The sequence below is a fragment of the Paracandidimonas lactea genome (genome assembly GCF_021653995.1).
In the GTDB taxonomy this organism is placed as follows: domain Bacteria; phylum Pseudomonadota; class Gammaproteobacteria; order Burkholderiales; family Burkholderiaceae_B; genus Allopusillimonas; species Allopusillimonas lactea.
Genome location: NZ_JAJJOZ010000002.1, coordinates 518083 through 543257, shown reverse-complemented (window position 1 = coordinate 543257; position 25175 = coordinate 518083). Strand labels below are relative to the sequence as shown.

Below are 25175 nucleotides of genomic sequence, written 5' to 3'. Positions count from 1 at the left end.
TGCCCGCAACCACCGCGAGCCTGGGGCTGCGGCAAGGGTTGTTAGCACTCGACCCCTACGAGTGCTAATTATAAGGATGAAGTCTGAATCTTCAAGTGGGGCAAAATGGTCGTTTCGTTTTGTTACATTGGGATTGATGTCGATTGTCAATAAATTCAACAGAACTAAAGCTGGCCACTGGCGAAATCAACGGGGCGACAGGCCAAGGCCGGGGCCTGGGAATTGCTCTTTGGTGTTGCGACGGCGCCGTAGTGCCGCACGTCGTTAACCTCCGTGATATCCCGTCGATCTCCTTTCCTCCACTCAGCGATGGCTGACAAAGATGTAATCGACCAGCAATGTGTTCGACAGTATCGCCCCGCTACAGTGGATCCCATTGCCTCTTCACGCTGGCATCTCAACAATCGTTCAGTAGCATCAAAACGGCAGTGGCGGTCGTTTTCTCAGCGCTCGCTGCTTCCATTCTAGAGATTATGTATGCGTAAGCTCCGTATCAGTCTGGCTTCAACTATCCTTGCCACCGCTCTGGGCATTGCACATGCAGCCTCGCCAAGCAATGGTATCGTGTATAGCGCTAATGAGGGCGATGGCTCCGTCAGCGTAATTACACTGGGCTCGGGTGAAGTCCAGACAGTGAATATACCGGTCGTGCCGCATAATGTTCAGATATCGCCCGAGGGCAAATTACTCCTGGCGGTGGGCACCTCCTCCGACGGGCATGGCAGCCATGGCGGGGGGAAAAGCCAGCCCAAGAATGCAGACACTATGCATGGGGGTGAGCGTAGCGCGGCCCTGGTGCTCCTGGATGCGAGTAAACCAGATAGGCTGATCGCGACCTTGCCTTCAGGTGACCATCCCGCCCACGTCGTCACGAGCCGGAGCGGGGACCATGCTTATATCACCAATGCTGATGCGAATCGGATAACAGTGGTCGATATCAACCAGAAAGCGGTCGCGGCCGAAATTTCCACGGGCCGCTATCCCCATGGCCTGCGGCTGAGCCCGGACGGACGCGAGTTATATGTGGCCAATGTAGTGGACAATAGCGTGTCAGTGATCGATACGCAGAAACTCACGGAGTCCGCGCGCATCCCGGTGGGCAAAGCGCCGGTCCAGGTCGCATTTACGCCAAATGGGGCGCAGGTTTACGTATCGTTGCGCGATGAGAATCGTGTCGCTGTCGTCGATACCAAAAGCCGGAAGGTTTCCAACACAATCGACGTGGGGCGTAACCCAATCCAGCTTTTTTCCACACCGGATGGCAGCAAAATATATGTGGCCAATCAGGGGAGCGATAGCGATCCGGACAATACGGTTTCCGTAATCGATACGGGTAAACAGCGCGTCATCGCTACCGTGACGACGGGCAGAGGTGCCCACGGCGTGGTAGCGAGCGATGACGGCAAATGGGTGTTCATTACAAACAGCAAGGCCGACACAGTCAGCGCCATTGACACGGGTACCCAGGCCGTAGCCGCAACCTATAAGGTGGGCGCGGCGCCCAACGGTATCACCTATCGCGCACTTCCATAGGAAACGGCTATAGCAGTTGGCACATAACTTCGCAACCTGCTCAGCGCAGCACCTGCCCTTGTGTGCCTGACGCCGGCGATATTCTTCGAAAACGGCCCTTGGTCCATCAAGACCTGGGGCCTGCCTATTTCGGCGACCAAATGGCTTGTGTATCCATTGCTTGGAGGCTTGATTCCGTGAGCAAGCAATGCCCTTTGATTACAGAAATGTAATCCAGGCGTCACGGATCAGACAGTTGTACTTGATTAAAGTTAAGAATTGCTCGGTTGTTTTGGCATTAGGCTAGGCCGCCAAGAACGCACCCAATAAAAACTTGACCTCAGAGGAATACTGCGCGTGAAACACCGCACTACGCTGGCTGTCCCATTACCATACATGCCCCGCCGCCGCTTTGTACAAGGATTAGCTACGGGCGGCGTTCTTCTCGGTCTTTCGCCTTATGCTCGAGCGCTGGGGAGGCAATCGAACCAGACGAGCACGGGTTCTGCGCAAATCCTGAAAGGAACCGAGTTCAATCTGGAAATTGGTGAATCGCCCGTGAACTTTACGGGCAGCCCGCGCATGGCCACGACAGTGAATGGCTCGCTTCCCGCGCCGACTCTACGTTGGCATGAGGGCGATACGGTGACCATCCGGGTAAAGAACCGCCTCAAGGAGCCTACGTCCATTCACTGGCACGGCATCATCCTGCCGTTCGAGATGGATGGCGTACCAGGGATCAGTTTTGCCGGAATCCCGCCGGGCGCAACCTTTACCTATCGATTCCAAGTGCAGCAAAGCGGCACCTTTTGGTATCACTCACACTCCGGTATGCAGGAAGCCACTGGGGTTTATGGCGCAATTATTATCGACCCGGCCCAAGCAGACCCCATTCGCGCCGACCGGGAGTATGTCGTTCAGCTGTCAGACTGGACTGATGAACACCCTATGAAGGTCCTGTCCAAGCTGAAGATGCAAGGCGATTATTACAACTATAACCAGCCCACGGCAGTGGACTTCTTCCGCGATGTCTCCGATTTAGGACTTAAAGCAGCCGTGGACAAGCGCAAGATGTGGAATGAAATGCGCATGAGCCCCACGGATCTCGCAGATCTGTCGGCCGACGTCCTTACTTATTTGATGAACGGCACAACGCCGGCCGGGAACTGGACAGGCCTGTTTCGCCCCGGCGAGCGAGTCCGCCTGCGATTCATCAATGGGGCGGCCAATACCTTCTACGACGTGCGGATCCCCGGTCTTGGCCTGACAGTTGTTCAAGCCGACGGCGTCAATGTGGAACCTGTTACTGTCGATGAATTCCGCTTCGGGCCGGGCGAAACCTACGATGTATTAGTGCAGCCCAAAGATGAGGCTTACACCCTTTACGCGCAAGCGATGGATCGTACTGGCTATGCGCGCGGCACACTGGCCACGCATGCCGGTTTGGAAGCACCCGTACCGGCCCTGGATCCTGTGCAATGGCTAGGCATGGGTGACATGATGGGCGCAATGGGCGGCACGAATAACGGTACTGGTATGTCGCACGGGGGCGCCGCTCCGATGCAACATGGCAGTACGGCGGAAATGCCCCATGGCAGCATGCATGGGATGAGTCACGCAGGTATGGCCACAGGCGGCGCGAGCACACATGTGCGCCATGCAAGAACTGAGTATGGTGCAAGTACTGATATGCGAGTTGATACGCCGCGCACCAATCTCGATGATCCAGGCATTGGCCTGCGCAACAATGGGCGACGGGTACTGACGCTGGCTGATCTGCATACCGTGGACGGTGCCATGGATCCGCGCGGTGCGGAGCGGGAGATCGAGTTGCACCTGACGGGAAACATGGAGCGCTACACCTGGTCGTTCGATGGTGTGGAATTCGGGAAATCGACGCCCGTGCATTTCCGTTATGGCGAACGCGTCCGCGTCATTCTGCACAACGACACGATGATGACGCACCCCATGCATTTGCACGGTATGTGGAGTGAACTTGAAACGCCCGCCGGAGCATTTCAGTGCCGTCGACACACAATACCCGTGCAGCCCGCCCAGCGGATCAGTTTTCTCGTCACCGCGGACGCCCTGGGGCGTTGGGCCTGGCACTGCCACCTGATGCTACACATGGACATGGGGATGTTCCGCGAAGTGGTGGTGGCATGAAGAACACGAAAAAGCCGTCAGATATTCTGATGAAAGACAAAAAATTGAAAAAGAAGATCCTCGTCGTTGCGATCGCAACCGCAGCTGCAGTGCCCGCGTCCGCCTACGCACAGACACATGGGGGCCACAGCGGCCATGTCTCGGAATCGTCGAAAGCAAGCGTACCTTCGTCAGGCATGAATCATGTCGCCGGCAATACCCCAGCCCCTGACCACAGTATGGGTGCAATGAACCATGGCGGCGGGGAAATGGATCACGGCGATATGCAGATGCAAGGCGGTTCAGCTCCGCCAGACGCCCGGGATCCAGATGCATATTCCGAAGGCTATGTGCGTAATGCCGGCAAGTACGCATTGCCGCCGTCACAAGTCTTGGTTATGTCGGACATGCATCATTTCGGCTCCGTGAGCATCGACCGGCTGGAATACGTCAGGGCTCGAGGCGAGGAATGGGCCGCCTATGAAGGCGAGGCTTGGTATGGCAGCACTTATAATCGTGCTGTGATCAAGGCCGAAGGCGAGATCGCGAGCGGAAGATTGCACGATTCGACGACAGAACTGCTTTGGCGTCATGCGGTTTCAACATTTTGGGATACCGAGTTGGGCATGCGCTTTGATCATGGTCGGCACATGCCAAACCGTGAATGGCTGGCACTGGGCATCAAAGGGCTTGCGCCATACTGGTTCGAAGTGGATGCGACAGCCTACGCGGGCCCCAGCGGGCGCACCGCACTGAGTCTACAGGCAGAGTACGACATCCTGCTGACACAGAAGCTCTACCTGCAGCCGAGCCTGGAGGTCAATCTACACGGCAAAGATGATGAACGCCGAGGCATAGGCAGCGGGCTGACGGACGGCACCGCAGGCTTGCGGCTCAAGTACGAAATTACGCGCCAGTTTGTGCCTTATGTCGGGGTCGAGTGGTCCAGTAAATTTGGCAAGACGGCAGACTATGCGCGAGCAGAGGGCGAGCACAAGCAAGAAACCCGATTCGTGGCTGGCGTGAGTTTTCGCTTTTGAAATTGAATTTACATTGCTGCGAGCGTGAAAACATCGCTGCCCATACAAACTTGAAGAGACTATTTTGATGAGAAAGACCCTTTCTATTCTGGCCTTAAGCGTATTACCGACCGTAGCATTTTCGGCGGGCACCCATACCGGCGGCCACAGCGCACCGGGGCACGGCATGCCGGGCCACGACATGTCGACGATGTCGAGCCCGGATTCGCCAATTGGACAACCGGGCGATCCAGGGAAAGTGGTTCGTACGATCGAAGTCAAAATGGACGACGCCATGCGCTTCACGCCCAGCGAGATTCAGGTCAAGGCCGGCGAGACCATTCGGTTCTTTATCAAGAACACAGGGAAGATTCCGCACGAGATGGTGATTGGGTCTCTTGCCGACATGAAAGCGCATGCCGAGGAAATGAAGAAAATGCCGGGGATGAAGCATACCGAGCCCAACATGATCACATTAGGCCCCGGCAAGGTTGGCGGCTTGGTGTGGCAGTTTACTCAAGCCGGTAATGTCGATTTTGCTTGCTTGGCCCCTGGCCATTTGGAAGCCGGAATGATGGGTAAGGTAAAAGTAAACTGACGTACGCCATCAGCGCAATGCGCCCCTGCCAGCGTTTACTGCCCTTCTGTAGCGGACAACCGGTCCATCATTAATTGCATCATTCCCTGCATCATGTCCATGCGCTTGAGCATCATGTCATGGTGCTGCATCATGTTTTGCATGCCCGACTGCCCCATCATCATGTCTCGGGATCCGGCGCCTCCTGGCGGTTGCTTGTCAGAGGGGGCCGATGGGCTCGTTTTTTCCATCGACCCCATGCCCTGCATCATGCCCATGCCCATGCCCTGCATCATCCCCATGCCTTGCGAGCTTGATGATGCCGACGACATCATGTCCATGGATTCTTGCATAAGTTTTCGGTGTTCGGAGAAAAGCTTCTGGCGCTCCTCAGGGTTGGCCTTTTGAAATCTTTCGTGGAAATCTTGTATTGCCTTCAGTTGAGTGTCCATCTTGCCTAGCAACTGGGCTTGTTCGGCCGGGGCCGTCGCTACAGACTCACCACTTTTCGTAGGGACATCCGCCGTGTTGCCTGGATGGTGGGCACTATGCTCTTCGGTCGATTGTGCCCAGGAACCTCCCGCCAGGCCACTCAGGATAAGCGCGGTTAGCGTGGTGCGAAATGCTTTCATGTCATGCTCCTCAGAATGGCCAAGTGTGCTGGTTGAGTATCAATATACGCGGCGGCCTCTGTCGAAAGACTGACAATGAAATTACATTTTTGTAATCGGCAAAGCCTTGGCTGATCCGCTCGAATTGCAATGCAGATTCCGTGGCGTGCCCGCATGCCCCGTCGAGGGGGTAACAAACATAGTCGTCGCTGTTTGAATTCAAGAGAAAAGCTGTAACACCCCCTTGAAATTTCCGGGCTGGGATCCTATCTTAAATTCCACCAAGGCAGCCGCGCCCGCAATCCGGCGCGCTGCGTGTTTCAATTTGTTCGCCCGCAGCACGGCAGACGGACTGGAGCGCGTAGGCCGATCCGTCTTCCTGCTGCTTTCTCAGGAGGAAATGATCATGAGCGATCTCTACTTCGGCGCCGACCTATTCAGCGAGTTCGATCGTCTGCAACGGCAAATGGCGGGCCTCTTCGGCGGCTTCCCTTCCAGCATCCGTTCCGGGCGCTTCGGTGCATTCCCTCAGGTCAACATTGGCTCGACCGACGACTCTATCGAGATCGTCGCCTTTGCGCCAGGTGTCGATCCGGCGAAGTTCGATGTGTCGATCGACAAGGGGCTGCTTAGCATCAGCGGCGAGCGCGAGAGCGCACAGCCGGAAGGGTCTGGCGATGATTTGCGCACTTACGCGCAGGAACGATTCGTTGGAGCTTTCCGGCGCGTCATCGAGCTGCCGCCGCACGCAGACCCCGATAAGGTAAGGGCGCAATACACCAATGGCTGTCTGACCGTCAGTATCGGTAAGCAGGAATCGTCCAAGCCACGAGCCATCTCTGTTCAATGAAACCCGTTGCAGAATCGAGGAGGACATCATGAACGACACCACAAAACTGGTCAGGAAAGACGAAACGGCGGTGGCTCGCCGTGAAGATGACCAATCACAGCGCCGTGTCACATTAACGCCGCCCGTGGACATCTTTGAGGATAGCCACGGCGTCACACTGTGGGCTGATTTGCCCGGCGTGACGAAGGACCGGCTCGATGTGAAGGTACACGATGGAAACTTGTACATCGAGGCGGAGGCGGTCGTGCCCACGCCGGGCGGATTTCGCCTGCAGCACGCGGAGCTGCGTCAGCCACATTTCACGCGAGCCTTTTCGCTGGGGGCTGAGTTTGACGCATCGAAAATCGATGCGTCCCTGAAGGACGGCGTGCTAAAACTGACGATACCGCGTCGCGACGAAGCCCGGCCACGCCGGATCGAGGTGCAAACGGGCTGACGCCACCAGGCGGTCAGCAACGCATGGCAAAAACCGGGTGGCGGCCTTCTGGTCGCCACCTTCCTGCTGCGCAGACGCGGGTGCAGGAGCTAATGGCGCGTTCTGGGGCGCACTCGACGAAGGGTTCTTGAAATGAATACGCTTTTACTGGTCGGCGGCGATTTGTGTATACGAACGGCGAAGATTCTGGATCATGGTTGTTGGAGGTGTATCGGGCTGCGGCGCAGCCCTGTACATCGAGAGGGCGAAGATCCAATTACCTGGTACCAAGCCGATCTGGGGAACCCAACCAGCCTTTCCTTTCTAAGCGACGCCGCCTTTTCTGAAATCACTCATATTCTCTATGCGCCATCGCCAGACAGCAGGACAGCCGCTCATTACGCAAGCGTCTATTCACACGGTCTTAAAGCACTTCTAGGCAGCCTATCCACCAATTGTGTCGAGCGGCTCCAACGCTGCGTTCTGGTGGGATCGTCTGTCGTCTGGCCGCCTTCCGAAAATTGGATAAACGAGGACTCACCGGTTCAGCGCTCGGGTTTCCGCGCGCGCACCTTGCTGGAGGCCGAAGCAGCTTTGCAGACGGCGCTACCGCAAGGCGTCGGTGTCACACTGCGATTGACAGGCTTATATGGCCCAGGGCGGACGCGGCTGCTAGAGGGGTTGCGGGCTGGAACGATCACGGTGCCTGATGGCCCCGGGCATTGGGCCAACCGTATTCACATTGATGATGCTGCCAGTGCCTGTGCACACCTGTTGGCCTTGGAGAATCCGAAGCAACTTTACATAGGAACAGATAACCACCCCTTGCCTACATCGGAACTCTATGACGCTTTGGCCATGCTAGCGGGCGCCCCTGCGGCGGCAAGGCAATTGCAAGCGCCCACAGGCAAACGGCTCTCCAATGCGCGGCTGCGCGCGTCCGGCTGGGAGCCGGCCTGGCCCAGCGCCTTGGAATGGTATGAAAAAACCTTACCCTACGCCAAGCTTTGAATGGTTTGCAGGGTAGACGCACGCCCGTCGCAACAACAAAATGCCCCCGACAGGTTAGGCCTGCGGAGGCATTGGGAATTCTGCGGCAGTGGCGTATCCTTGTTGCCGGATGCGCCTGCGGATGCCGCGGCGAGATGTGTTTACTCGTAGGCGTGGACACCCTTGGCGCGGATGCTTGCCAAGTCGGACATATAGGTTGTCACGGCACGATCAAACCAGTTCAGTGCCGCCATCATGTTCTTGACTGCGTTTGCCATTTTTGAACCTCTATAGGTTGGTGATCGGATAACTGAATTCTAGGGTAAACCCTAGGCTATTGGCAAGGGTTTACCCTAGTATTTGCATAAAACGTCGAAATTGTTGGTTTTCTACACATATCTATGCCCAGGAAAAATGGCGATTCCTGGGCGCGGCGTCATATCAGGCCGATTGCCGCAGGCGGCGCTGCCATAGCCCGGCAGCAGGCCAGCGCCGGAGGAGCATGCATCGACAAACCCTGTCTGGTATGACGCTTGCTGGCGGCCTCCAACCACGGTGGGCGGCTCACTGCACCAAGCCGCGTTTATGGGCATCGGTTCCGCACGGGGCCAGCTGGATAACAAGGAAGAAAAGAGCATGGACGCCACAATGCAATTGCTGTCCGATCCCACCATCTGGCTGGCGCTGGCCACTCTGATTGCGATGGAGGTCGTTCTCGGCATTGATAACCTTGTCTTCATTTCCATCCTTACGAACAAGCTTCCCGAACAGCAGCGCACCAAGGCACGCCGTATCGGCATTGGTGTGGCGCTCATCCTGAGGCTTGCGCTACTGGGTACGGTGGCGTGGATCGTGCGTCTTACCGAGCCGGTGTTTGAAATCTTCACGCAGGGTTTTTCCTGGAAAGACATCATTCTCATTGCCGGCGGATTGTTCCTGATCTGGAAGGCGACAAAGGAAATCCACCACAATGTAGACCCTGACCCTGGCGGCGATATGTTCGAGGGCAAGGATGCGCATGCCAAGGGCCCTCCCAACAAGGTCGCGATGAGCTTCTCCACAGCTATCGTGCAGATCTTGCTGCTGGACCTTGTTTTTTCTGTGGACAGCATCATCACGGCGGTGGGCATGACGCCCCACATACCAGTGATGGTGATTGCGGTCTTGGTGGCGGTTTCGGTAATGCTGCTGGCCGCCGACCCGCTGGCCAGCTTCATCAACCGCCATCCTACGATAGTGATGCTGGCACTGGGTTTCTTGCTCATGATCGGCATGACGCTGATCGCCGAAGGCTTTGGTGTCCACGTGCCCAAGGGCTATATTTACTCGGCCATGCTGTTCTCGGCACTGGTCGAAGGCCTGAACATGATGGCGCGGCGCGTACGCAAGCAACGGCCGGATGCAGGCTCCGCCAACTGACGCGCCGATAAACGCGCCGGCGCGCATTACGGCCCGGCGAACCAGCGGGCCTGCCAACTGCCATCGGCCATCAGTTGCCGAGCCAGGGCGGTGAGTTCATCCGCGACTAATTGTGTTGCCGCATCACCCTGTGTCGAGCGTCGCTGGGCGAGGTGAATGGTGCGCGTAAACACCGGCGTCAGACGCGCGGCGCGCAACGTGCCGGCACGTATTTCAGGGGCTACGGCGCACGGGGCCAGCAACGTGTACCACTTGCCTGACTCCACCAGCCTGATCAGGTGTATCCCGGCGTCAATCTCGAGCTGGACATCCGGCAGCCCCCCGTGGCGCAGGATGTGGCTCTCGAGCGCCGAGCGGATACCGTGTTTGCGCGAAGGCATGGCCAGTGGATACCGGTGCAGATCGGCCACGCCGATTTCTTTGGCGGCGGGCATGCCAGCAGGCGCCCCAACCAGATGCATGTCTTCCTGAGCCAGCACCGTCAGCGCCACGGCGGGCTCCGCCGTACGATCAAACACGAGCGCAAGATCCAGCTCCCCTTCCATCAGCCAGGACCACAAATATCCTGAAAAGCTGTCGACCAGGCGCAGGCGTATACGCGGGTAATGCTCGGACAAGCGCACGATCAGCGGCTGCGCGAGAACAGCCGCAACGGACGAAGGCAGACCGATGGACACATCGCCTTCTGGCTGATGCGCCAGCCCGACGACTTCTTGCAGGGTTTCGCGTGCCAGCGCCGTGATGCGGTAGGCACGTTCGAGCAGCAGGCGCCCACTGGCGGTGGTATGTACCCCGCGCAAGGAGCGCACCAGCAGGGTGGTCTGCAGTGATGACTCGAGCTTGGCGATGGAGGTGGTGACAGCTGGCTGCGCGATGTGCAGACGCCGAGCGGCGGCGGAAATGCTGCCTTCTTCGCAAACCGCGATGAAGGTGAGCAGCTTGGGGATATCCAGCTTGCGCGCCTCGCGCACCTCGGCTTCCGGTATCGCAAGCGCGGGCGTACGCCTTGCCATAGTTATTTTTTATGCTTGGATATAAAAGCTATATTTTACAGTTTTAGGTGGCAGAAGGATACTGTGCCCACTCAGGCAACACCCTAGCGTTTCAACCCCATGATTTCTCACCCCGCCGACGCCGCCACCGCAACCCTGCCACCGCTTAAAGCCATACGGGGTTTTCACGTCGGCGGCGCTGCCACGCTGATCAGCGGCACATCAGGCAAGCTGGCGTCCGTACCGGGGCTGCCGCCTCGTATCTCCGATCCGAACGGCCAGTGCATCACTGGCCAGATGTATGTGCAGCAGTATGCCCAGGCACAGCCCGCAATGCCCTGTCCCATCTATTTGTGGCACGGCGGTGGCATGACCGGGTGCACGTGGGAAGACACGCCAGATGGCCGTCCGGGCTGGCTGGATTATTTCCTGCGTCAAGGCTGCGACGTGCTCGTCAGCGACGCCGTGGAGCGTGGCCGCGCCTCGTGGCCGGCGCACGCGCTGGACCGCAGCCGCCCCGAGCACCGTACGATTGAACAGGCCTGGGCGATGTTCCGCATCGGCACGGTCGCAAAAGAAAACAGCCAGCCACGGTATGTGGCGCACCCTGGGCAGCGGTTCCCAACAGCGCATGTTGAGCAGTTGGCGCGGCAATTCGTGCCGCGCTGGACCATGCATCGGGACTTAATGATTGATGCCTACTGCGCGCTGCTGAAACAATGCGGCGCCGGTGTAGTGATCGCGCACAGCGAAGGTGCGCGTCTGGCGCAGGCGGTCGCACAACGTGTGCCCCATCTGATCAAGGCGTTGGTGCTGGTCGAGCCCGCCGGCGGCGTTGCGGAAAATGACCATACGGCAACGGCGATGCGCCACATTCCCGTATGCACGGTGTGGGGCGATTACTTTGATACCAGCGAATGCTGGCGCGAGTACCGACGACAGGCAGATGCCTGGACGGCACTGCTGGCGCGCAACGGCGCCACGACGCATTGCATTGACCTCCCCGCGCTCGGTGTGCGCGGCAACTCCCATTTGCCGATGATGGACAACAACAGCGCCGACATCGCCGCCCAAATACACGCTTGGCTTGAAGATGTACTGACATAGTCCCCAGCGCCGCTGTCGCGGCCGCCTTTTCCGAATTCACCTGAACACCATGAGGAGAGTCTGATGTATCACCGAGTATCTCGTGCAGTAGGCGCGTTGGCCCTGTCCATCGCAGCGTTGGCGCCGGTTCACCATGCAGCGGCGGCCGATTCCTATCCCGACCGTCCGATCCGCCTTGTCATCCCCTATGCGCCCGGCGGCTCTCTGGATCCGATAGGCCGCGTATTATCCGAGCGCCTGGCCCAGCGCCTGGGGCAACCGGTCGTGGTGGAAAACCTGACCGGCGCAAATGGCATGGTGGGCACCGCCAAAGTTGTCAGCGCAAAGCCCGATGGCTACACCCTGCTGGTAGGCATTACGTCAAACGTGTCCCTGGCACCCCTGGTTGCGGCGTCCCCTTCGTACAAAGCCACCGATCTTGATGCGATCGGCAAAGTCGGCACCAGCGGCCTGGTGCTGCTGGCCCGGCCCGACCTGAAGGTCGACACGCTCGCTGACGTACTGAAGCTGGCCCGCGACAAACCAGGCAGCCTGTCATACGGCATCCCTGGCAGCGGCTCGCTCTTTCACCTGGTGATGGAAAAGATCAAGGCGGACGCCGGTGTCGATATCGCTGCGATCCCTTATCGCGGCGCGGGGCAGGCCAGCACCGACTTGATGGGCGGCCAGATCGACCTGGCGCTGCTCGGCTTGCCGGCCATGCTGCCACACATTGCCGCCAAAAAACTGAACGCGCTGGCGGTAACGAGCGCCACACCGGACATTGGTAATCCGGCCATCCCTGTGGCAGCCAAGACGGCCGGCCTGCAAGGCATCGACTACACCATCTGGACCGGGCTGTTCGCGCCCAAAGGCACGCCCGCGCCGATCAAGGAGCGCCTGAACACCGAGCTGCGCGCGATTCTGGCGGAACCGGCAATTGTCGAGACCTACCGCAAGATGGGCGTGGAAGTAGCCGCACCACAATCAGTCGCGGAGTTCTCCACATTCGTGGCCAACGATACCGAGCGCCTGCGCAAGGATATCCAACAGACTAAGTTCCAGCCGGAATAAGCGCATCTGTATGCCGCGCCTTTGCTGTGCAGTTGTAAGCGCGGCGGCCCCCCGCGGATTGATGCGTCACGCCGCGCCGTAGTTTGACTGAATCTGTGAGCGCGGCGCCCCCCGTATAATCCACGCAGGCTCCGAAGACGTGCGCATGCGGCGCAAACCCGCGCCACTTTCGGCTCCGCGTGAACCATGTACGGGGAAACCAAAGCACAGCATGCACTCTTCCTATAAAAGCAAAGGCGGCCTGGCCCGCCTCGTTAACGCGGCACGTTACTCGATGCAGGGGTTGGCGGCGGCCTGTCGGCATGAAGCGGCGTTTCGCCAGGAGCTTTTGCTGGTTGTTGCGCTGCTGCCTTTGGCGCTCTGGCTGGGCCATACTTGGCTGGAAGTGGCGCTGCTTGTGGCGTCGCTGATTTTCGTACTGATTGTCGAGCTGATCAATTCGGCCATCGAGGCGCTGGCCGACAAGATTACAACCGAGCACCACCCCTTGATCGGCCGTGCCAAAGACTTGGGCAGCGCCGCCGTGTTGCTGTCGCTGGCACTGGCGGCCATTGTATGGGCCGGCATCATCGCTTCGCACGTAGCCTCGGCCGTATAAATACCGGTAGGCAAACCGCCCTGCTGGTCTTCGCGCATGGCCGGAGCAATTCTGCGCCCGCCAACATAGCAACCCACGCCGTCTGCGCCACCCGGGCCGCTTCACTATAATCAAGCGATTACCCGACGGATCAATTTCCCCGTGCCAAACATGTCTTTCACTCAAAAACTCGAACACGCCTGGGCCAGCAGCGGCTCGCTGCTCACGGTGGGCCTGGACCCCGATCCGCAACGGTTTCCCGCCGAACTCAGCGGCCGCCCCGATGCGGTGTTCGAGTTCTGCAAAGCCATTGTGGATGTCACGGCGCCCTACGCCTGTGCAATCAAGCCGCAAATTGCTTACTTTTCATCGGTGCGTGCCGAAGAACAGCTCGAAGCGCTGTGCGATTATGTGCACGAGTATCATCCTCACCTGCCCGTCGTGCTCGACGCCAAGCGCGGCGATATCGGCTCGACGGCCGAGCAATACGCGCGCGAAGCATTCGAGCGTTATCAAGCAGACGCTGTCACGGTAAACCCCTACATGGGTTTTGACAGCGTCGAACCTTACCTGGCCTGGAACAGCAAAGGCATTATCGTGCTGTGCCGCACCTCCAACCGCGGCGGTTCAGACCTCCAATTCATCAAATCGGAAGACGGCACGCCACTCTATCTGCACGTAGCGGGCCTGGTGGCGGATCGCTGGAACACCAATGGCCAATGCGCGCTGGTGGTGGGCGCGACCTTTCCAGAAGAAATTGCGAAGGTACGCGCACGCGTGGGAGACATGCCGCTGCTGATCCCGGGCATTGGCGCCCAAGGCGGCGATATCCCGGCCACCGTAGCGGCAGGCCGCAACAGGCATGGCACCGGAATGATGATCAACTCGTCGCGCACCATCCTGTATGCCAGCGGCGGCGATGACTGGCGCGAGGCCGCAGCACGCGCCGCCCGCGCCACGCGCGACGCTATCAACGCGGCGCGTACAGCCTGACACAACCCCAACATCGCCCAGGGGCAGCGTTGGACGCGGCAGTGCATGCCTCATGTGTACGGCATGCGTCGAGCGCCGCCATGCCGGTGCGCGACCTATAAGGGTGCAGGCAGCAAATCGAGCGCAGTCCGCAGGGCGAAGTCCACCGCTGCGCGCCGGATGGCGGCGCGATCTCCTTCAAAGATTTTTGTGGCGGCACGCGTGGTGACGCCGCCCAGCGTGCGTTGTGCGAAACCGAAGCAAACCATGCCCACCGGCTTGCCAGGCGTTCCGCCATCGGGCCCGGCGATGCCGGTGACAGAAACGGCCAGATGCGCGGGCGTCGCCGCCTCGAGCACACCCGAAGCCATCTCCATCGCGGTTTCCTCGCTGACGGCACCAAAGCGTTCAAGCGTATCTTCGCTGACGCCCAACTGCTCGACCTTGGCCCTGTTGCTGTAAGTGACGAAACCGAGATCGAACCACTGGCTGGCGCCAGCAGTGTCTGTCATTGCCGCCGCCAGCAGGCCGCCTGTGCACGATTCGGCGCAGGCAAACATCCAGCCCTTGTCGACCAGCCGCTGGCCCAATAGTGCGGCCAGCCCCTGTTCTTTTTCGTTGAGTCGCATGTCGGCCCCCGAGTATTATGCGAACAGCCCAAAACGTACCAATATGGCCATGGCGAGCAGCGCGTATGCTGCCGCGATCAGATCGTCGAACATGACACCAAAGCCATTTTTGATACGGCGATCGAAATAGCGTATGGGAGGCGGTTTGACGATGTCAAAGGCCCTGAACAGCACAAAGGCCGCCAGTTGGGCGTCCCAGGTAGCGGGCACCAGCCACAACACCAGCCAGAACGCCACGATTTCATCCCAAACCATGCCGCCGTGATCCGGCTGGCCGAGCTCTTGCCCGGTGCGCTGGCATACCCAGCAACCCAACGCGAATGCCACCGCCAAGGCAACGCCTATGCCGATGTCTGGCAGCCGCGCTACGAGCAGCACCCACAGGAGCCAGCCGCACAGCGTGCCCCAGGTGCCCGGCGCTGGACGCAGCAAGCCGCTACCCAGGCCGAAGGCAAGCGTGCGAGGTATAGATGCAAATACCCAAGAAGCGCCGGGACGGTTGGCGAATTTATCGTTTGAGGTTGGCGAAGGAGCCGGCATGGTCGGAAAGGCGGTCAGCGCCCGTGTCAGGAAAAATGATCGAAGCCGCCACGCCCGACGGCGATAGCGGCGCCATGGGAATCAAGCACCCGCAGCCCTTCGCCAGCGTGTATCGTGCCCACGCGCGTAGCGCGCACACCGGCATGTTTCGCCAGTGAGACAATGGCTGCGCGCCGGGATTCTGGTGCCGTAAAGCATAGTTGATAGACATCGCCGCCCGCCAGCACGGCGTCGCGCACAACCGCGGCATCCAGGCTTCGCAGTGCGGGATCCACGGGCAGCAGCGCCTCATGCAGGGTTGCGCCGCATTGGCTGGCCGTGAGGATGTGGCCCAGATCTTGCACCAGACCATCGGAGATATCCAGGGCTGCGTGTGCAACGCCGCCCAGCTTCTGTGCAAAACCCCAAGGCGGCATGGGGCGCTCGAGCGCTCCGCGCGTAGCGGCAAGCAGCGCATCATTGGCCGGCAGGTTTCCCTGAAGCAGGCGCAGGGCGACATCCGGCGCGCCCAGCGCCCCTGTGACCCAGATATCGTCGCCCTGCCGTGCGGCGCCGCGCCGCAGCGCATGATGGGGCTTCACCTGCCCCAGTACAGTGACGCTAATCGCAATGCCTTGTGGACTGCCAGTGGTGTCACCGCCGATCAACGGGCAACTGGCCTGCTTGGCAAAGTCATGAAAGCCGCCCGCAAACGCTGTGAGCCAGCCGTGGTCGATGTGTGGCAGCGATAAGCCCAGCAAGCAGCCCAGCGGCTGCGCCCCCATGGCGGCAAGATCGGAAACATTGACCGCCAGCGCCTTGTGCCCCAACGCCGCTGGATCGGCATCGGAAAAGAAATGGCGCCCTTCGATCAGCATGTCGGTGCTGGTAGCCAGCAGATGGCCGGGCGCCACCGGCAACAGGGCGCAGTCGTCGCCAACGCCCAACACACCCGGCGGCGCCGGGCGCGTGAAATACTGGGCGATGAGATCGAATTCGCCGCTCAACGGGCCTGATGCCCCGAACGACGCGCAGCCGCCGCGTTGACTTCGGCGGCACGCACATCGGCAGCCATTTTGTCGAGCACGCCATTGACGAACTTGAAGCCATCGGTGCCACCGAACGACTTGGCCAGTTCGACCGCTTCGTTGATGGCCACCTTGTAGGGCACCTCGACGTGGTGGACGAGCTCGAAGCTGCCGATGAGCAAAATGGCGTGCTCGACGGGCGAGAGCTCGTCGAGCGGACGGTCGACATGCGGCATGAAGCGCTCGCGCAAGGCGGGCGCCTCGCGCATGACGCCATGCAGCAGTGTTTTGTACCACGAGGCGTCTGCCTCGGAAAATTCTTCATCGTCGCGGATGTGTGCGTCGATCGCGCCGGCCTCTTGCAGGCCATCGGCCCCTCGCAGCAGCCATGCATAAATGCCCTGCAGCGCGAATTCGCGCGCCCTGCGGCGCGCGCTGCGTGGATTGGGCCGCGGCGCGCCCCCCTGGGCGCCCTGCGTATTACCTGTTGTCAAGATCTTCGTCCTCGTCTTCATCATCGAAGTCGTCGTCTTCGTCGTCTTCGTCTTCGTCGTAATCGTCTTCATCTTCCTCGGGCTCGAGCGCGGCCACGAGGTTGGCCATTTCGACCGCGGTGCGGGCGCAATCGCGGCCTTTTTCAGCGGCGCGCACCTGCGCCTGCTCGTCGGTTTCGGTGGTGAGCACCCCATTGGCAACCGGAATGCCGGTTTCGAGGGCGACACGGCTGATGGCCGCCGCGCTTTCATTGCTGACGATTTCAAAGTGGTAGGTTTCGCCCCGGATGACCGCACCGAGGGCGATGAGCGCGTCGAACTCGAAGGTTTCCGCCATTTGGGCCAGCGTGACGCCGAGTTCGAGCGCACCGGGTACCGACACAACCATGACATCGCGTTCGTCAACCCCGAGCTCGCCGAGCTGGGACAGGCATGCGTCGAGCTCGGCCATGCCGATTTCCTCGTTGAATCTCGCCCGCACAATACCGATGTGCAGGCCTTCCCCGTTCAAGTCGGGAGCCATGGTGTAGGGATTCATAGTGGATTTCCTGTCGTGAAGGGTTCAGGGAGCGGGAGGAACACTATCGTAACCTGTTATTGTGAGCGAAAAACCCGTCATGCTTGGCATTTTTCTGGGTTTGGCCAGCAGGCGCGCCTTGCCGACGTTGAGATCGCGCATGATCTGGGCGCCGATGCCATAGGTGCGCAGGCCGTATCGGCTTTCGCGGTCGGACAACTGCGTATCTTGCGCGGGCGGCTGGTTCCAGGCCTCGACCAAGTTGTACACGAGGTCGGGCGCGCCCTGGCAGTTGAGCATGATCAGCACGCCGCTGGGGGCGGCGGCGATGGCGCGCAGTGCGCTGCCTATGCTCCAGCTGTGCGAGGTGGCGCCCTCGAACAGCACGTCGATCAGGCTGGTGGGCTCGTGCACGCGGACCAGGGTTTCGACATCGGGCTGGATGTTGCCATGGGCAAGCGCCAGGTGCAGCGCACCCGAGGCGAGGTCTTTGTAGGCCACGGCGCGAAATTCGCCCCACGGGGTGACCACATCACGGGCAGCCAGGCGTTCAACCATGGATTCGTGCTCGCTGCGGTACTGGATGAGATCGGCAATGGTTCCGATCTTGAGCCCATGCTCGCGCGCGAACAGCTTGAGATCGGGCAGGCGCGCCATGGTGCCATCAGGCTTGAGGATTTCGCAGATGACCGCGGCGGGCGTAAGGCCCGCCAGCGCGGTGAGATCGCACCCCGCCTCGGTATGGCCAGCGCGCACCAGCACGCCGCCCTTGACAGCTTGCACCGGAAAGATATGGCCGGGCTGGACGAGGTCGGATGGCCTGGCATCGCGTGCCACCGCCACTTGGATGGTGCGGGCGCGGTCGGCTGCGGAGATGCCGGTGTCGACGCCTTCAGCGGCTTCGATGGACATGGTGAAGTTGGTGCCGAAGCGCGTACCATTGCGGCTGGCCATGAGCGGCAGCTCGAGCTGGCGGCAGCGTTCTTCGGTGAGGGTGAGGCACACCAGGCCACGCGCATGGGTGACCATGAAATTGATGGCCTCGGGGGTGACGTACTCGGCCGCCATGACCAGGTCGCCCTCGTTTTCGCGGTCTTCTTCGTCGACCAGAATAACCAGCCGGCCAGCGCGCAGCTCGGCGATGATTTCAGTTACCGGGGATATGTCGGCCCCTTGGCCGGCGTCTGCGGTAAGGATGGAAGCGTTGCTCATGGTCAGCCCTAGGATAAGTTGGCCCATTTTAACCCCGCCGCGCGCGAACTTCCGGGGCGCGGCCACCGGGCACCAGCGCGCGATGGCACCCGCGCCGCGCTCCAGTGTGCATGTGCCCCGTGTACAGTCCCCCATACAGTCCCCCACATTTGGGGCACTGCGCCACGCGGCATGGCGGCGCCATTTGCGTATATAGTGTGCGATCAGCGCCAGGGTGCGCCTGCGCTATCCCCCCGCCCCCGACAGCCTTGAACGAACACCCATGACAGAATCTCCAGACACCGCGTCCGACGGACGGCGCAGCATCCAGTCAGTGGAATCAGGCTTTCGCCTGCTGCAGGCGCTGGTCGAGGCCGCGGTGCCATTGGCGCTGGGCGACCTTGCCGCGCGCGCGGGCATGAGCTCTTCGCGCGCCCACCCCTATCTCGTCAGCCTGACTCGTGTGGGCGCAGTCAAACAGGATGCCGCCACTGGCCACTACGAGCTCGGCCCCTTCGCCCTGCAAATGGGCCTGGTGAGCCTGCAGCGGCTCGACCCCGTGCGGGTGGCGCTCCCCCATGTCGCACGCCTGGCGGGCCTGATCGGCCATACGCTGGCCATTGCCGTGCTGGGCTCCCATGGCCCAACCATGATCCACATCACCGAGGCCAGCTATCCGGTCCACGTGAACATGCGTACGGGCACGGTCATGTCCATGCGCTATACGGCCACCGGCCATGTATTTGCCGCGTGGCTGCCGCCGCGCGTCGCCGCACACTATATTGATCGCGAGATCGGCGATACCGCAGTCGTCACCAGCACCGACGCCCAGCGCCCGGACGACGACGAATGGCGCGCACTGATGGCCAGCATCCGTCACGACGGCCTGGCGCGTGCGCTGGGCAACCCGCTGCCGGGCATCGATGCCCTGTCGGTGCCAGTGTTCGACCATGCCGGCGCCATTTGCCTTGCGCTCACCAGCCTGGGCCCCAGCACGCTCTTCGATGCCAGCCTGGACGGCCCGACAGCCCGCGCTCTGCGCGCGTGCGCAGACGACATTTCGGCTCAGCTCGGCTACACGGCGCGGGGCGCGCCGGCGGTTGCTTCCCATGGGTGATCGCGCGCCATCACAAGGGTAATCCTGGTTTATTTCTGGTTTGTTTCAGATATCATGGGCTTGCGTTACAAAACACCATATAGAACAACGCCAAGAACAACGATACCAAGGAGACTCGACCATGAAATCACGTATTGTCTTTGCCATGGCCGCGCTTGCGGCCGCATTGGGGTACACACAGGCGGCGCGCGCCGACGATTGCCCGAATCGCGGCGACCTTGACACCATGTACTGCGACGCCAACAAGGATCTGGTGGCCGATACGCCGACAGACCCCGCGAAGCTCAAGACACCCTCCACCATTGTGTTCACCTACACGCCGGTCGAAGACCCTGCCGTGTATGCCGAGATTTTCGCTCCCTTCACCAAGCACCTGGCGCAGTGCATGGATCGCAAGGTGGTGTTTTATCAGGTTCAAAGCAATGCCGCGGAAATCGAGGCCATGCGGTCAAACCGGCTGCATGTGGGCGGCTTTTCGACCGGCCCTACCAACTTCGCCGTTAACCTGGCCGGCGCGGTGCCGTTCGCGGTAAAGGGCAATGCCGATGGCTTCCAGGGCTACAACCTGATTCTGATCGTCAAGAAGGACAGCCCGTACCAGAAGCTGTCGGACCTGAAGGGCAAGAAGGTGGCGCACACCTCGCCGTCGTCCAACTCGGGCAATATGGCGCCCATCGCGCTGTTTCCCGACCAGGGTCTGGTGCCCGGCAAGGATTACGCCTTCCTGTACTCCGGCAAGCATGACCAGTCCATCATGGGCGTCAATTCGGGCGACTACGATGCGGCCGCCGTGGCCTCCGATGTATTCCACCGCATGGCCGAGCGCGGTCAGATCAAGGAAGAAGATTTTCGCGTGATCTATCGCAGCGAGAAGTTCCCCACCTCCTCGTTCTCCTATGCCTACGACCTGGAACCAGCCTTCCGCGACAAGATGCTCAAATGCTTCTATGACTACCGCTTTCCCAAAGAGATGAAAGAGGCCTTCGATGGCGCGGACCGTTTTTATCCAGTCACGTATCAAAAAGACTGGAAGATCGTGCGCGACGTAGCCAAGGCGGGCGGCGAAAGCTTTACGCGCTCTGCCTATGACAAGGCAGCAGCCAAGGGCAAGTAAACGCTTATGGCTTCGCTGCACATAAAAGGCCTGAACAAGGCGTATCGGGCCAACACACCGGTGCTGCGCGATATCGATCTGGATTTCACCGGCGAAGGGCTGACGGCTATCATCGGTCCTTCAGGCACTGGCAAGAGTACGCTGTTGCGCTGCATCAACCGGCTGATCGAGCCCACGCGCGGCAGCATCCTGCTGCGCGACGAGGCGGGCCAGCTCGACCTGGCCCAAGTGCGCGGATCGGCCCTGCGCCATGCGCGGCGGCGCATCGGCATGGTGTTCCAGGAGTACAACTTGGTCGAGCGCCTGACCGTCATGGAGAACCTGCTGACAGGCCGGCTGGGCTACACCTCCTTCATCAATGCCTGGCGCCGCCGTTTCGAGCCCGACGATATCCGCTACGCGTTTTCGCTGCTCGACACGGTGGGCCTGGGCGGCTTCGCCAATCAGCGCGCCGATGCGCTGTCGGGCGGGCAGCGCCAGCGCGTCGGCATTGCGCGGGCACTGATGCAGCGCCCTCAACTGCTGCTGGCCGACGAACCAACATCGTCGCTCGATCCCAAGACGTCCGTCGAGATCATGGAACTGCTCATCGAACAGGGGAGCGCCAACAACATCCCGGTGATCGTCAACATCCACGACGTAGAGCTGGCGCGCCGGTATGCTACGCGCGTGGTGGGCATGTCGGGCGGGCGCATCGTCTACGACGGCCCACCCGAAGGCCTGGCCCCCGGCACGCTCAAGGACATCTACGGAGGGGAATCGTGGCTGAACTAGGCCGCGCCCGCATACCGGCGCGGGACGCCGACGGTGCGCCGGTTCGGCCGTTCGCCCTGTCACCCATGACGCGCTGGGGCTTGGGCGCCATCGTCCTGTATGCCATTTTTGCGGCCACGCAATTGGGCTTCTCATGGGAACGCTTCACGGCGGGCCTGGGACATGGCGCACGCTTTCTGGACCGCATGTTTCCACCCAGCTTCGCGCGCATGGACGTGTTGTGGACGGGGATCGCGGAAAGCCTGGAGATTGCGATACTGGCGTCCACGCTGGGCATCCTGGTGGCGCTGCCCATCAGCCTGCTAGGCGCACGCAACCTAATGCCACTGTGGGCAACGTGGCCGGCGCGCACAATCGTATCGCTATGCCGTGCCCTGCATCCCGTCATTGTCGCCATCATCTTCGTCAAGGCGGTGGGCTTTGGCGCGCTGGCCGGCGTACTGGCGCTTTCTGTGGCGTCGGTAGGCTTTATCGGCAAGCTGTTTACCGAAGCGATTGAAGAAATTTCGCTCAAGCAGGTCGAGGCGGTGCGCGCGAGCGGGGCGTCGTTCGCCAACGTCATTCTGTTCGCCGTGCTGCCTCAAGTGTTTGCGCGTTTTGTGGGCTTTGCCACCTACCAGCTCGACTCCAACCTGCGCAACTCCACCATGGTCGGTATCGTGGGGGCAGGCGGCATCGGCGGCACGCTCTTCTCAGCCTTCCAGCGCTTCGACTACGACTTCGTTTGTACGATATTGGGCACCATCATCGCCATCATCCTGCTGGGCGAGCTGCTGGCGCGCGGCGTGCGGGCGATTTTGCTGGATGGCGTCACACTAGCCGACTTGTTTCGTGGCAGGCACCGCCCCGCCCGCGCCGATACCGCTGGAGACGAAGCATGAACGGGCTTGCGGCATATCCCGGCACTTGGGCGCGCTATACCCGTGGCCAGCGCCTGCTGCGCTTTGCGCTGTACCTTCTGTTTGCCCTGGCAATTGTGCAATCGGTGCGCCATATCGACGTCATCCCTGAGTTTTTATGGGATGCACCGACACAGATGGCCGATCTGCTAAATCGCATGTGGCCCGTGAACTGGCGCAGCTTCCCCGGCACCATCCAGCAAGCGCTGGTCGAAACCCTGCACATGGCCACGCTGGGCACCCTGCTCGCCATCGTCATGGCAGTTCCGATCGGGCTGGCGGCCGCAGGCAACCTGACACCCAATCGCGCCATCAACCTTGCGGCCCGCTTCATTCTGGTGGCCAGCCGCTCGATCAACTCGCTGGTCTGGGCGTTGCTGTTCATCGCCGTCTTTGGTCCAGGGCCGCTGGCGGGCACGGTGGCCATCGCCTTCCGCTCCATCGGCTTCGTGGGCAAGCTGCTCGGCGAGGCGGTCGAGGACGCGCAGCCTGGGCCCATCGAAGCCTTGACGGCCACTGGCGCACGCACCAGCGCCGTCATCGGCTACGGCTACTGGCCGCAGATCCGCCCCGCGTTCTGGTCCATCGTACTGTTGCGCTGGGACATCAATGTGCGCGAGTCGGCTGTACTGGGCCTGGTGGGCGCAGGCGGCATCGGCATGGCCCTGAACAGTGCAATGGACCTGTTCCAGTGGGACAAGGTGGCCCTGATCCTATTACTCATCTTTGCCATCGTGATCGTCGCTGAGGTGCTGATCACACGAGCCCGGCGCGCACTACTGTGACAGAAATGGCCAACTGCCGTTAAGATGAATAATCTTTGAAATCTTAAGGATTCATGCCACGGACATCGGGATCGCGCCCGGGCCCGTGACGGGTAGAGGTAGCTGCTGTGCTCGAACGCGAACTGAAGCTGCATGTTCCCGACGCCGCCCGCGCAGACGTCGAGAAATCGATGCGCACCTTGGGTGCGCGCGAGGAGCGACTGCGCGCCCAATACTTCGATACGCGGTTTCGCGAGCTGGCCCAGGCGGGGGTAACCTTGCGGCTGCGCCGCGAGGGCGGGCAATGGATGCAAACCGCCAAAGCACCAGGCCCCGACGAAATCTCCCGCATCGAACTTAATCACCCGCGCCCCAATGCTTCGCTGGACTTGGCCGTTTATGCGGGCACAGTGCTCGAACCAGTCCTGGCAGGGTTGAGGCGGCCGCTGCGCGTGCGTTTTGAAACCGACATTGTCCGGCTATCGCTGCGTCAGGGATCTGACACAACCGAAGGCGTTGTCGAGCTAGCCTACGATCACGGCGTCGTCCGCGCCGGCGGGCTGGCGCTGGCCGTCTGCGAGCTGGAGTTCGAGCTGCTGGCGGGGCCTGTCTCGGCGGTGTTCGAGGCGGCGCAACGCTGGCAGCAGCAATACGCGCTCATCCTCGACCTGCGCAGCAAAGCGGAACGCGGCGACCGCCTGGTGCAGCATGCGGCGGGCGACGGTGTCTATAACGGCAGGTCGCGCCGCGCCGTGGCCCCGGACGCCGCAAGCGCCAAGTCTGCCGGCACACTACCCCCGCCAGGGGAAAGCGGGCTGAGCATCGACCCCACCGCCAAATGCCTGCTTAAGCCCGCGCAGCCCGAGCCTGTCGCCCTTACCGCAGGCATGACGCCGGAACAGGCGTATAACGCCTGTGTAGCGGGCTGCCTGGGCCCCGTCATCCGCAACGCCACCCTGCTGGCGGGCGTTGACAATGCGGGCGCTGATGACGCACTTCAGCGGCGTTACGTGCGCCAATTGCGCCTGGGCCTGCGGCGCCTGCGCACCTGCTGGCAATTCTTCTCCAAATGGGTAGAGCCGCCGCCCGAAGCGCGGCGGTTGGCCCGGTATTTCAGGCGCCTGGGGGTTGCCAGCGACTACCATGTACTGCGCTTTGAGATTGCCCCACGCTTGGCGCGGGCCGGCATGCCCCCCCTGCCCCTGCCCAAGGCCCGTACACAACACCCGCCCGGCCATGACCCGCGCGCCGTGGCCGCCAGCCGCGCATTCCAAGCCTGCCTGCTGTCTTTGATGGCGCGGCAGCTTGCCACAGAAGCGCATGCCAGGCCTACCCATGCGGATACCCAGACACGGCCGGTGCAGTTTTCGGGCCGGCGCGGCAAAGCGCCCGCGCGCGACCTGAGCGCGCTGCTCGGCTTGCGCCTGCAGAAATGGCTCCGAACGTTCTGCCGGGAGGGGCGGCGATTCGGCGAACTGCCCCAAGAGGCGCAACATGATTTGCGCAAAAAGCTCAAGCGCCTGCGCTACAGCATCGAGTTTTCAGAATCCGTGCTGCCCGCCGACCAACTCAACCATGTGCGCACCCTGCTCGAACCGCTGCAGCATGCCATGGGTGAATTGAACGACCTGTACAACGCACAGGTCTACTACGAGGCTGCGGCGCGCAAACAGCCGGCGGCGCTGTTCGCGCTGGGCTGGCTCAAGGCGTCGCAAGACCATCTGAAGCGCCAGGTGCAGGCGGCGCTGGACCGCCTGGAAGCCGAGGCGCGGGGCGCGCCAGGCTGAGCGACTGGAGGCCTCGGATGTGCCGCTTGATATCGGCTGTCTGGCATCCCCCTGCACCAGCCGCCTGATATGGGTGCTCTGGCGGTGGGCACGCTCAGGAGGG

General features: G+C 61.1%; 26 protein-coding genes. 18 read left to right on the top strand and 8 right to left on the bottom strand.

The window, feature by feature from the left end:
• Positions 1 to 633 precede the first annotated feature (633 nt).
• The 4 genes from LOL23_RS06410 (at position 634) to LOL23_RS06395 (ending at position 5274) form a co-directional block, all read left to right on the top strand.
• A complete protein-coding gene (locus tag LOL23_RS06410; protein ID WP_237173294.1) occupies positions 634 to 1533 on the top strand; it encodes a YncE family protein in 900 nt (299 codons plus the stop codon).
• A 375-nt stretch (positions 1534 to 1908) separates the two neighbouring features.
• Entirely contained in the window at positions 1909 to 3678 is a 1770-nt protein-coding gene (locus LOL23_RS06405) for a copper resistance system multicopper oxidase (protein WP_160978616.1), read from the top strand.
• A gap of 29 nt (positions 3679 to 3707) precedes the next feature.
• A complete protein-coding gene (locus LOL23_RS06400) occupies positions 3708 to 4697 on the top strand; it encodes a copper resistance protein B (RefSeq protein WP_439652073.1) in 990 nt (329 codons plus the stop codon).
• Positions 4698 to 4764: 67 nt separating this feature from the next.
• Positions 4765 to 5274, top strand: coding sequence for a cupredoxin domain-containing protein (locus tag LOL23_RS06395; RefSeq protein WP_160978021.1), 510 nt, complete (start codon positions 4765 to 4767; stop codon positions 5272 to 5274).
• Between the two features lie 35 nt (positions 5275 to 5309).
• On the opposite strand, the gene LOL23_RS06390 is transcribed toward LOL23_RS06395, so the two are convergent.
• Positions 5310 to 5885, bottom strand: coding sequence for a hypothetical protein (locus LOL23_RS06390; protein ID WP_160978023.1), 576 nt, complete (start codon positions 5883 to 5885; stop codon positions 5310 to 5312).
• Between the two features lie 385 nt (positions 5886 to 6270).
• Between LOL23_RS06390 and LOL23_RS06385 the strand changes: the two genes are divergently transcribed.
• The 4 genes from LOL23_RS06385 to LOL23_RS06370 all read left to right on the top strand — a co-directional run bounded on the left by LOL23_RS06385 (position 6271) and on the right by LOL23_RS06370 (position 9538).
• Positions 6271 to 6714: an Hsp20/alpha crystallin family protein gene (locus tag LOL23_RS06385; RefSeq protein WP_160978025.1), complete on the top strand. Its 444-nt coding sequence runs from the start codon at positions 6271 to 6273 to the stop codon at positions 6712 to 6714.
• A gap of 28 nt (positions 6715 to 6742) precedes the next feature.
• Complete coding sequence (locus LOL23_RS06380) at positions 6743 to 7150, top strand: Hsp20/alpha crystallin family protein (RefSeq protein WP_160978027.1); 408 nt, start codon at positions 6743 to 6745, stop codon at positions 7148 to 7150.
• Between the two features lie 132 nt (positions 7151 to 7282).
• Positions 7283 to 8140, top strand: a complete 858-nt coding sequence (locus LOL23_RS06375) for an NAD-dependent epimerase/dehydratase family protein (protein ID WP_160978029.1) — start codon at positions 7283 to 7285, stop codon at positions 8138 to 8140.
• A gap of 615 nt (positions 8141 to 8755) precedes the next feature.
• Positions 8756 to 9538 (top strand): TerC family protein, encoded by a 783-nt coding sequence (locus LOL23_RS06370; RefSeq protein WP_160978031.1) that lies wholly within the window; start codon positions 8756 to 8758, stop codon positions 9536 to 9538.
• A gap of 26 nt (positions 9539 to 9564) precedes the next feature.
• Here LOL23_RS06370 and LOL23_RS06365 read toward each other — a convergent pair whose 3' ends face one another.
• On the bottom strand, positions 9565 to 10551 hold the full coding sequence (locus LOL23_RS06365; protein WP_237173292.1) for a LysR family transcriptional regulator: 987 nt from the start codon (positions 10549 to 10551) through the stop codon (positions 9565 to 9567).
• 99 nt (positions 10552 to 10650) lie between these two features.
• Between LOL23_RS06365 and LOL23_RS06360 the strand changes: the two genes are divergently transcribed.
• The 4 genes from LOL23_RS06360 (at position 10651) to pyrF (ending at position 14260) form a co-directional block, all read left to right on the top strand.
• The gene (locus LOL23_RS06360; protein WP_160978035.1) at positions 10651 to 11637 is read left to right on the top strand and encodes an alpha/beta hydrolase family protein; all 987 of its coding nucleotides are present in this window, start codon (positions 10651 to 10653) and stop codon (positions 11635 to 11637) included.
• Between the two features lie 63 nt (positions 11638 to 11700).
• On the top strand, positions 11701 to 12690 hold the full coding sequence (locus tag LOL23_RS06355; protein WP_160978037.1) for a Bug family tripartite tricarboxylate transporter substrate binding protein: 990 nt from the start codon (positions 11701 to 11703) through the stop codon (positions 12688 to 12690).
• Positions 12691 to 12901: 211 nt separating this feature from the next.
• Positions 12902 to 13288, top strand: a complete 387-nt coding sequence (locus tag LOL23_RS06350) for a diacylglycerol kinase (RefSeq protein ID WP_160978039.1) — start codon at positions 12902 to 12904, stop codon at positions 13286 to 13288.
• Positions 13289 to 13438: 150 nt separating this feature from the next.
• Positions 13439 to 14260: an orotidine-5'-phosphate decarboxylase gene (gene pyrF, locus LOL23_RS06345; protein WP_160978041.1), complete on the top strand. Its 822-nt coding sequence runs from the start codon at positions 13439 to 13441 to the stop codon at positions 14258 to 14260.
• Between the two features lie 95 nt (positions 14261 to 14355).
• On the opposite strand, the gene LOL23_RS06340 is transcribed toward pyrF, so the two are convergent.
• The 6 genes from LOL23_RS06340 to ribBA are packed head-to-tail and all read right to left on the bottom strand — an operon-like array spanning position 14356 to position 18638.
• Positions 14356 to 14868, bottom strand: a complete 513-nt coding sequence (locus LOL23_RS06340) for a CinA family protein (RefSeq protein ID WP_160978043.1) — start codon at positions 14866 to 14868, stop codon at positions 14356 to 14358.
• Positions 14869 to 14883: 15 nt separating this feature from the next.
• Positions 14884 to 15408, bottom strand: coding sequence for a phosphatidylglycerophosphatase A family protein (locus LOL23_RS06335; RefSeq protein WP_160978045.1), 525 nt, complete (start codon positions 15406 to 15408; stop codon positions 14884 to 14886).
• 26 nt (positions 15409 to 15434) lie between these two features.
• The gene (gene thiL / locus LOL23_RS06330; RefSeq protein WP_237173291.1) at positions 15435 to 16394 is read right to left on the bottom strand and encodes a thiamine-phosphate kinase; all 960 of its coding nucleotides are present in this window, start codon (positions 16392 to 16394) and stop codon (positions 15435 to 15437) included.
• Positions 16391 to 16930, bottom strand: a complete 540-nt coding sequence (gene nusB / locus LOL23_RS06325) for a transcription antitermination factor NusB (RefSeq protein WP_160978620.1) — start codon at positions 16928 to 16930, stop codon at positions 16391 to 16393. Before nusB ends, thiL begins: the two co-directional genes overlap by 4 nt.
• Positions 16896 to 17447, bottom strand: a complete 552-nt coding sequence (ribH, locus tag LOL23_RS06320) for a 6,7-dimethyl-8-ribityllumazine synthase (RefSeq protein WP_160978049.1) — start codon at positions 17445 to 17447, stop codon at positions 16896 to 16898. Before ribH ends, nusB begins: the two co-directional genes overlap by 35 nt.
• Before the next feature lie 24 nt (positions 17448 to 17471).
• Entirely contained in the window at positions 17472 to 18638 is a 1167-nt protein-coding gene (ribBA, locus tag LOL23_RS06315; protein ID WP_160978051.1) for a bifunctional 3,4-dihydroxy-2-butanone-4-phosphate synthase/GTP cyclohydrolase II, read from the bottom strand.
• 262 nt (positions 18639 to 18900) lie between these two features.
• Between ribBA and LOL23_RS06310 the strand changes: the two genes are divergently transcribed.
• The 6 genes from LOL23_RS06310 to LOL23_RS06285 all read left to right on the top strand — a co-directional run bounded on the left by LOL23_RS06310 (position 18901) and on the right by LOL23_RS06285 (position 25072).
• Positions 18901 to 19734 (top strand): IclR family transcriptional regulator, encoded by an 834-nt coding sequence (locus tag LOL23_RS06310; RefSeq protein WP_237173289.1) that lies wholly within the window; start codon positions 18901 to 18903, stop codon positions 19732 to 19734.
• A gap of 121 nt (positions 19735 to 19855) precedes the next feature.
• Positions 19856 to 20848, top strand: a complete 993-nt coding sequence (phnD, locus tag LOL23_RS06305) for a phosphate/phosphite/phosphonate ABC transporter substrate-binding protein (RefSeq protein WP_160978055.1) — start codon at positions 19856 to 19858, stop codon at positions 20846 to 20848.
• Between the two features lie 6 nt (positions 20849 to 20854).
• Positions 20855 to 21622, top strand: coding sequence for a phosphonate ABC transporter ATP-binding protein (phnC, locus tag LOL23_RS06300; protein ID WP_160978057.1), 768 nt, complete (start codon positions 20855 to 20857; stop codon positions 21620 to 21622).
• 65 nt (positions 21623 to 21687) lie between these two features.
• Complete coding sequence (gene phnE, locus LOL23_RS06295) at positions 21688 to 22503, top strand: phosphonate ABC transporter, permease protein PhnE (protein ID WP_160978622.1); 816 nt, start codon at positions 21688 to 21690, stop codon at positions 22501 to 22503.
• On the top strand, positions 22500 to 23306 hold the full coding sequence (phnE, locus tag LOL23_RS06290; protein ID WP_160978059.1) for a phosphonate ABC transporter, permease protein PhnE: 807 nt from the start codon (positions 22500 to 22502) through the stop codon (positions 23304 to 23306). The genes phnE (LOL23_RS06295) and phnE (LOL23_RS06290) overlap by 4 nt, the downstream gene beginning before the upstream one ends.
• 107 nt (positions 23307 to 23413) lie before the next feature.
• The gene (locus tag LOL23_RS06285) at positions 23414 to 25072 is read left to right on the top strand and encodes a CYTH and CHAD domain-containing protein (protein WP_160978061.1); all 1659 of its coding nucleotides are present in this window, start codon (positions 23414 to 23416) and stop codon (positions 25070 to 25072) included.
• The last annotated feature ends 103 nt before the right edge of the window (positions 25073 to 25175 follow it).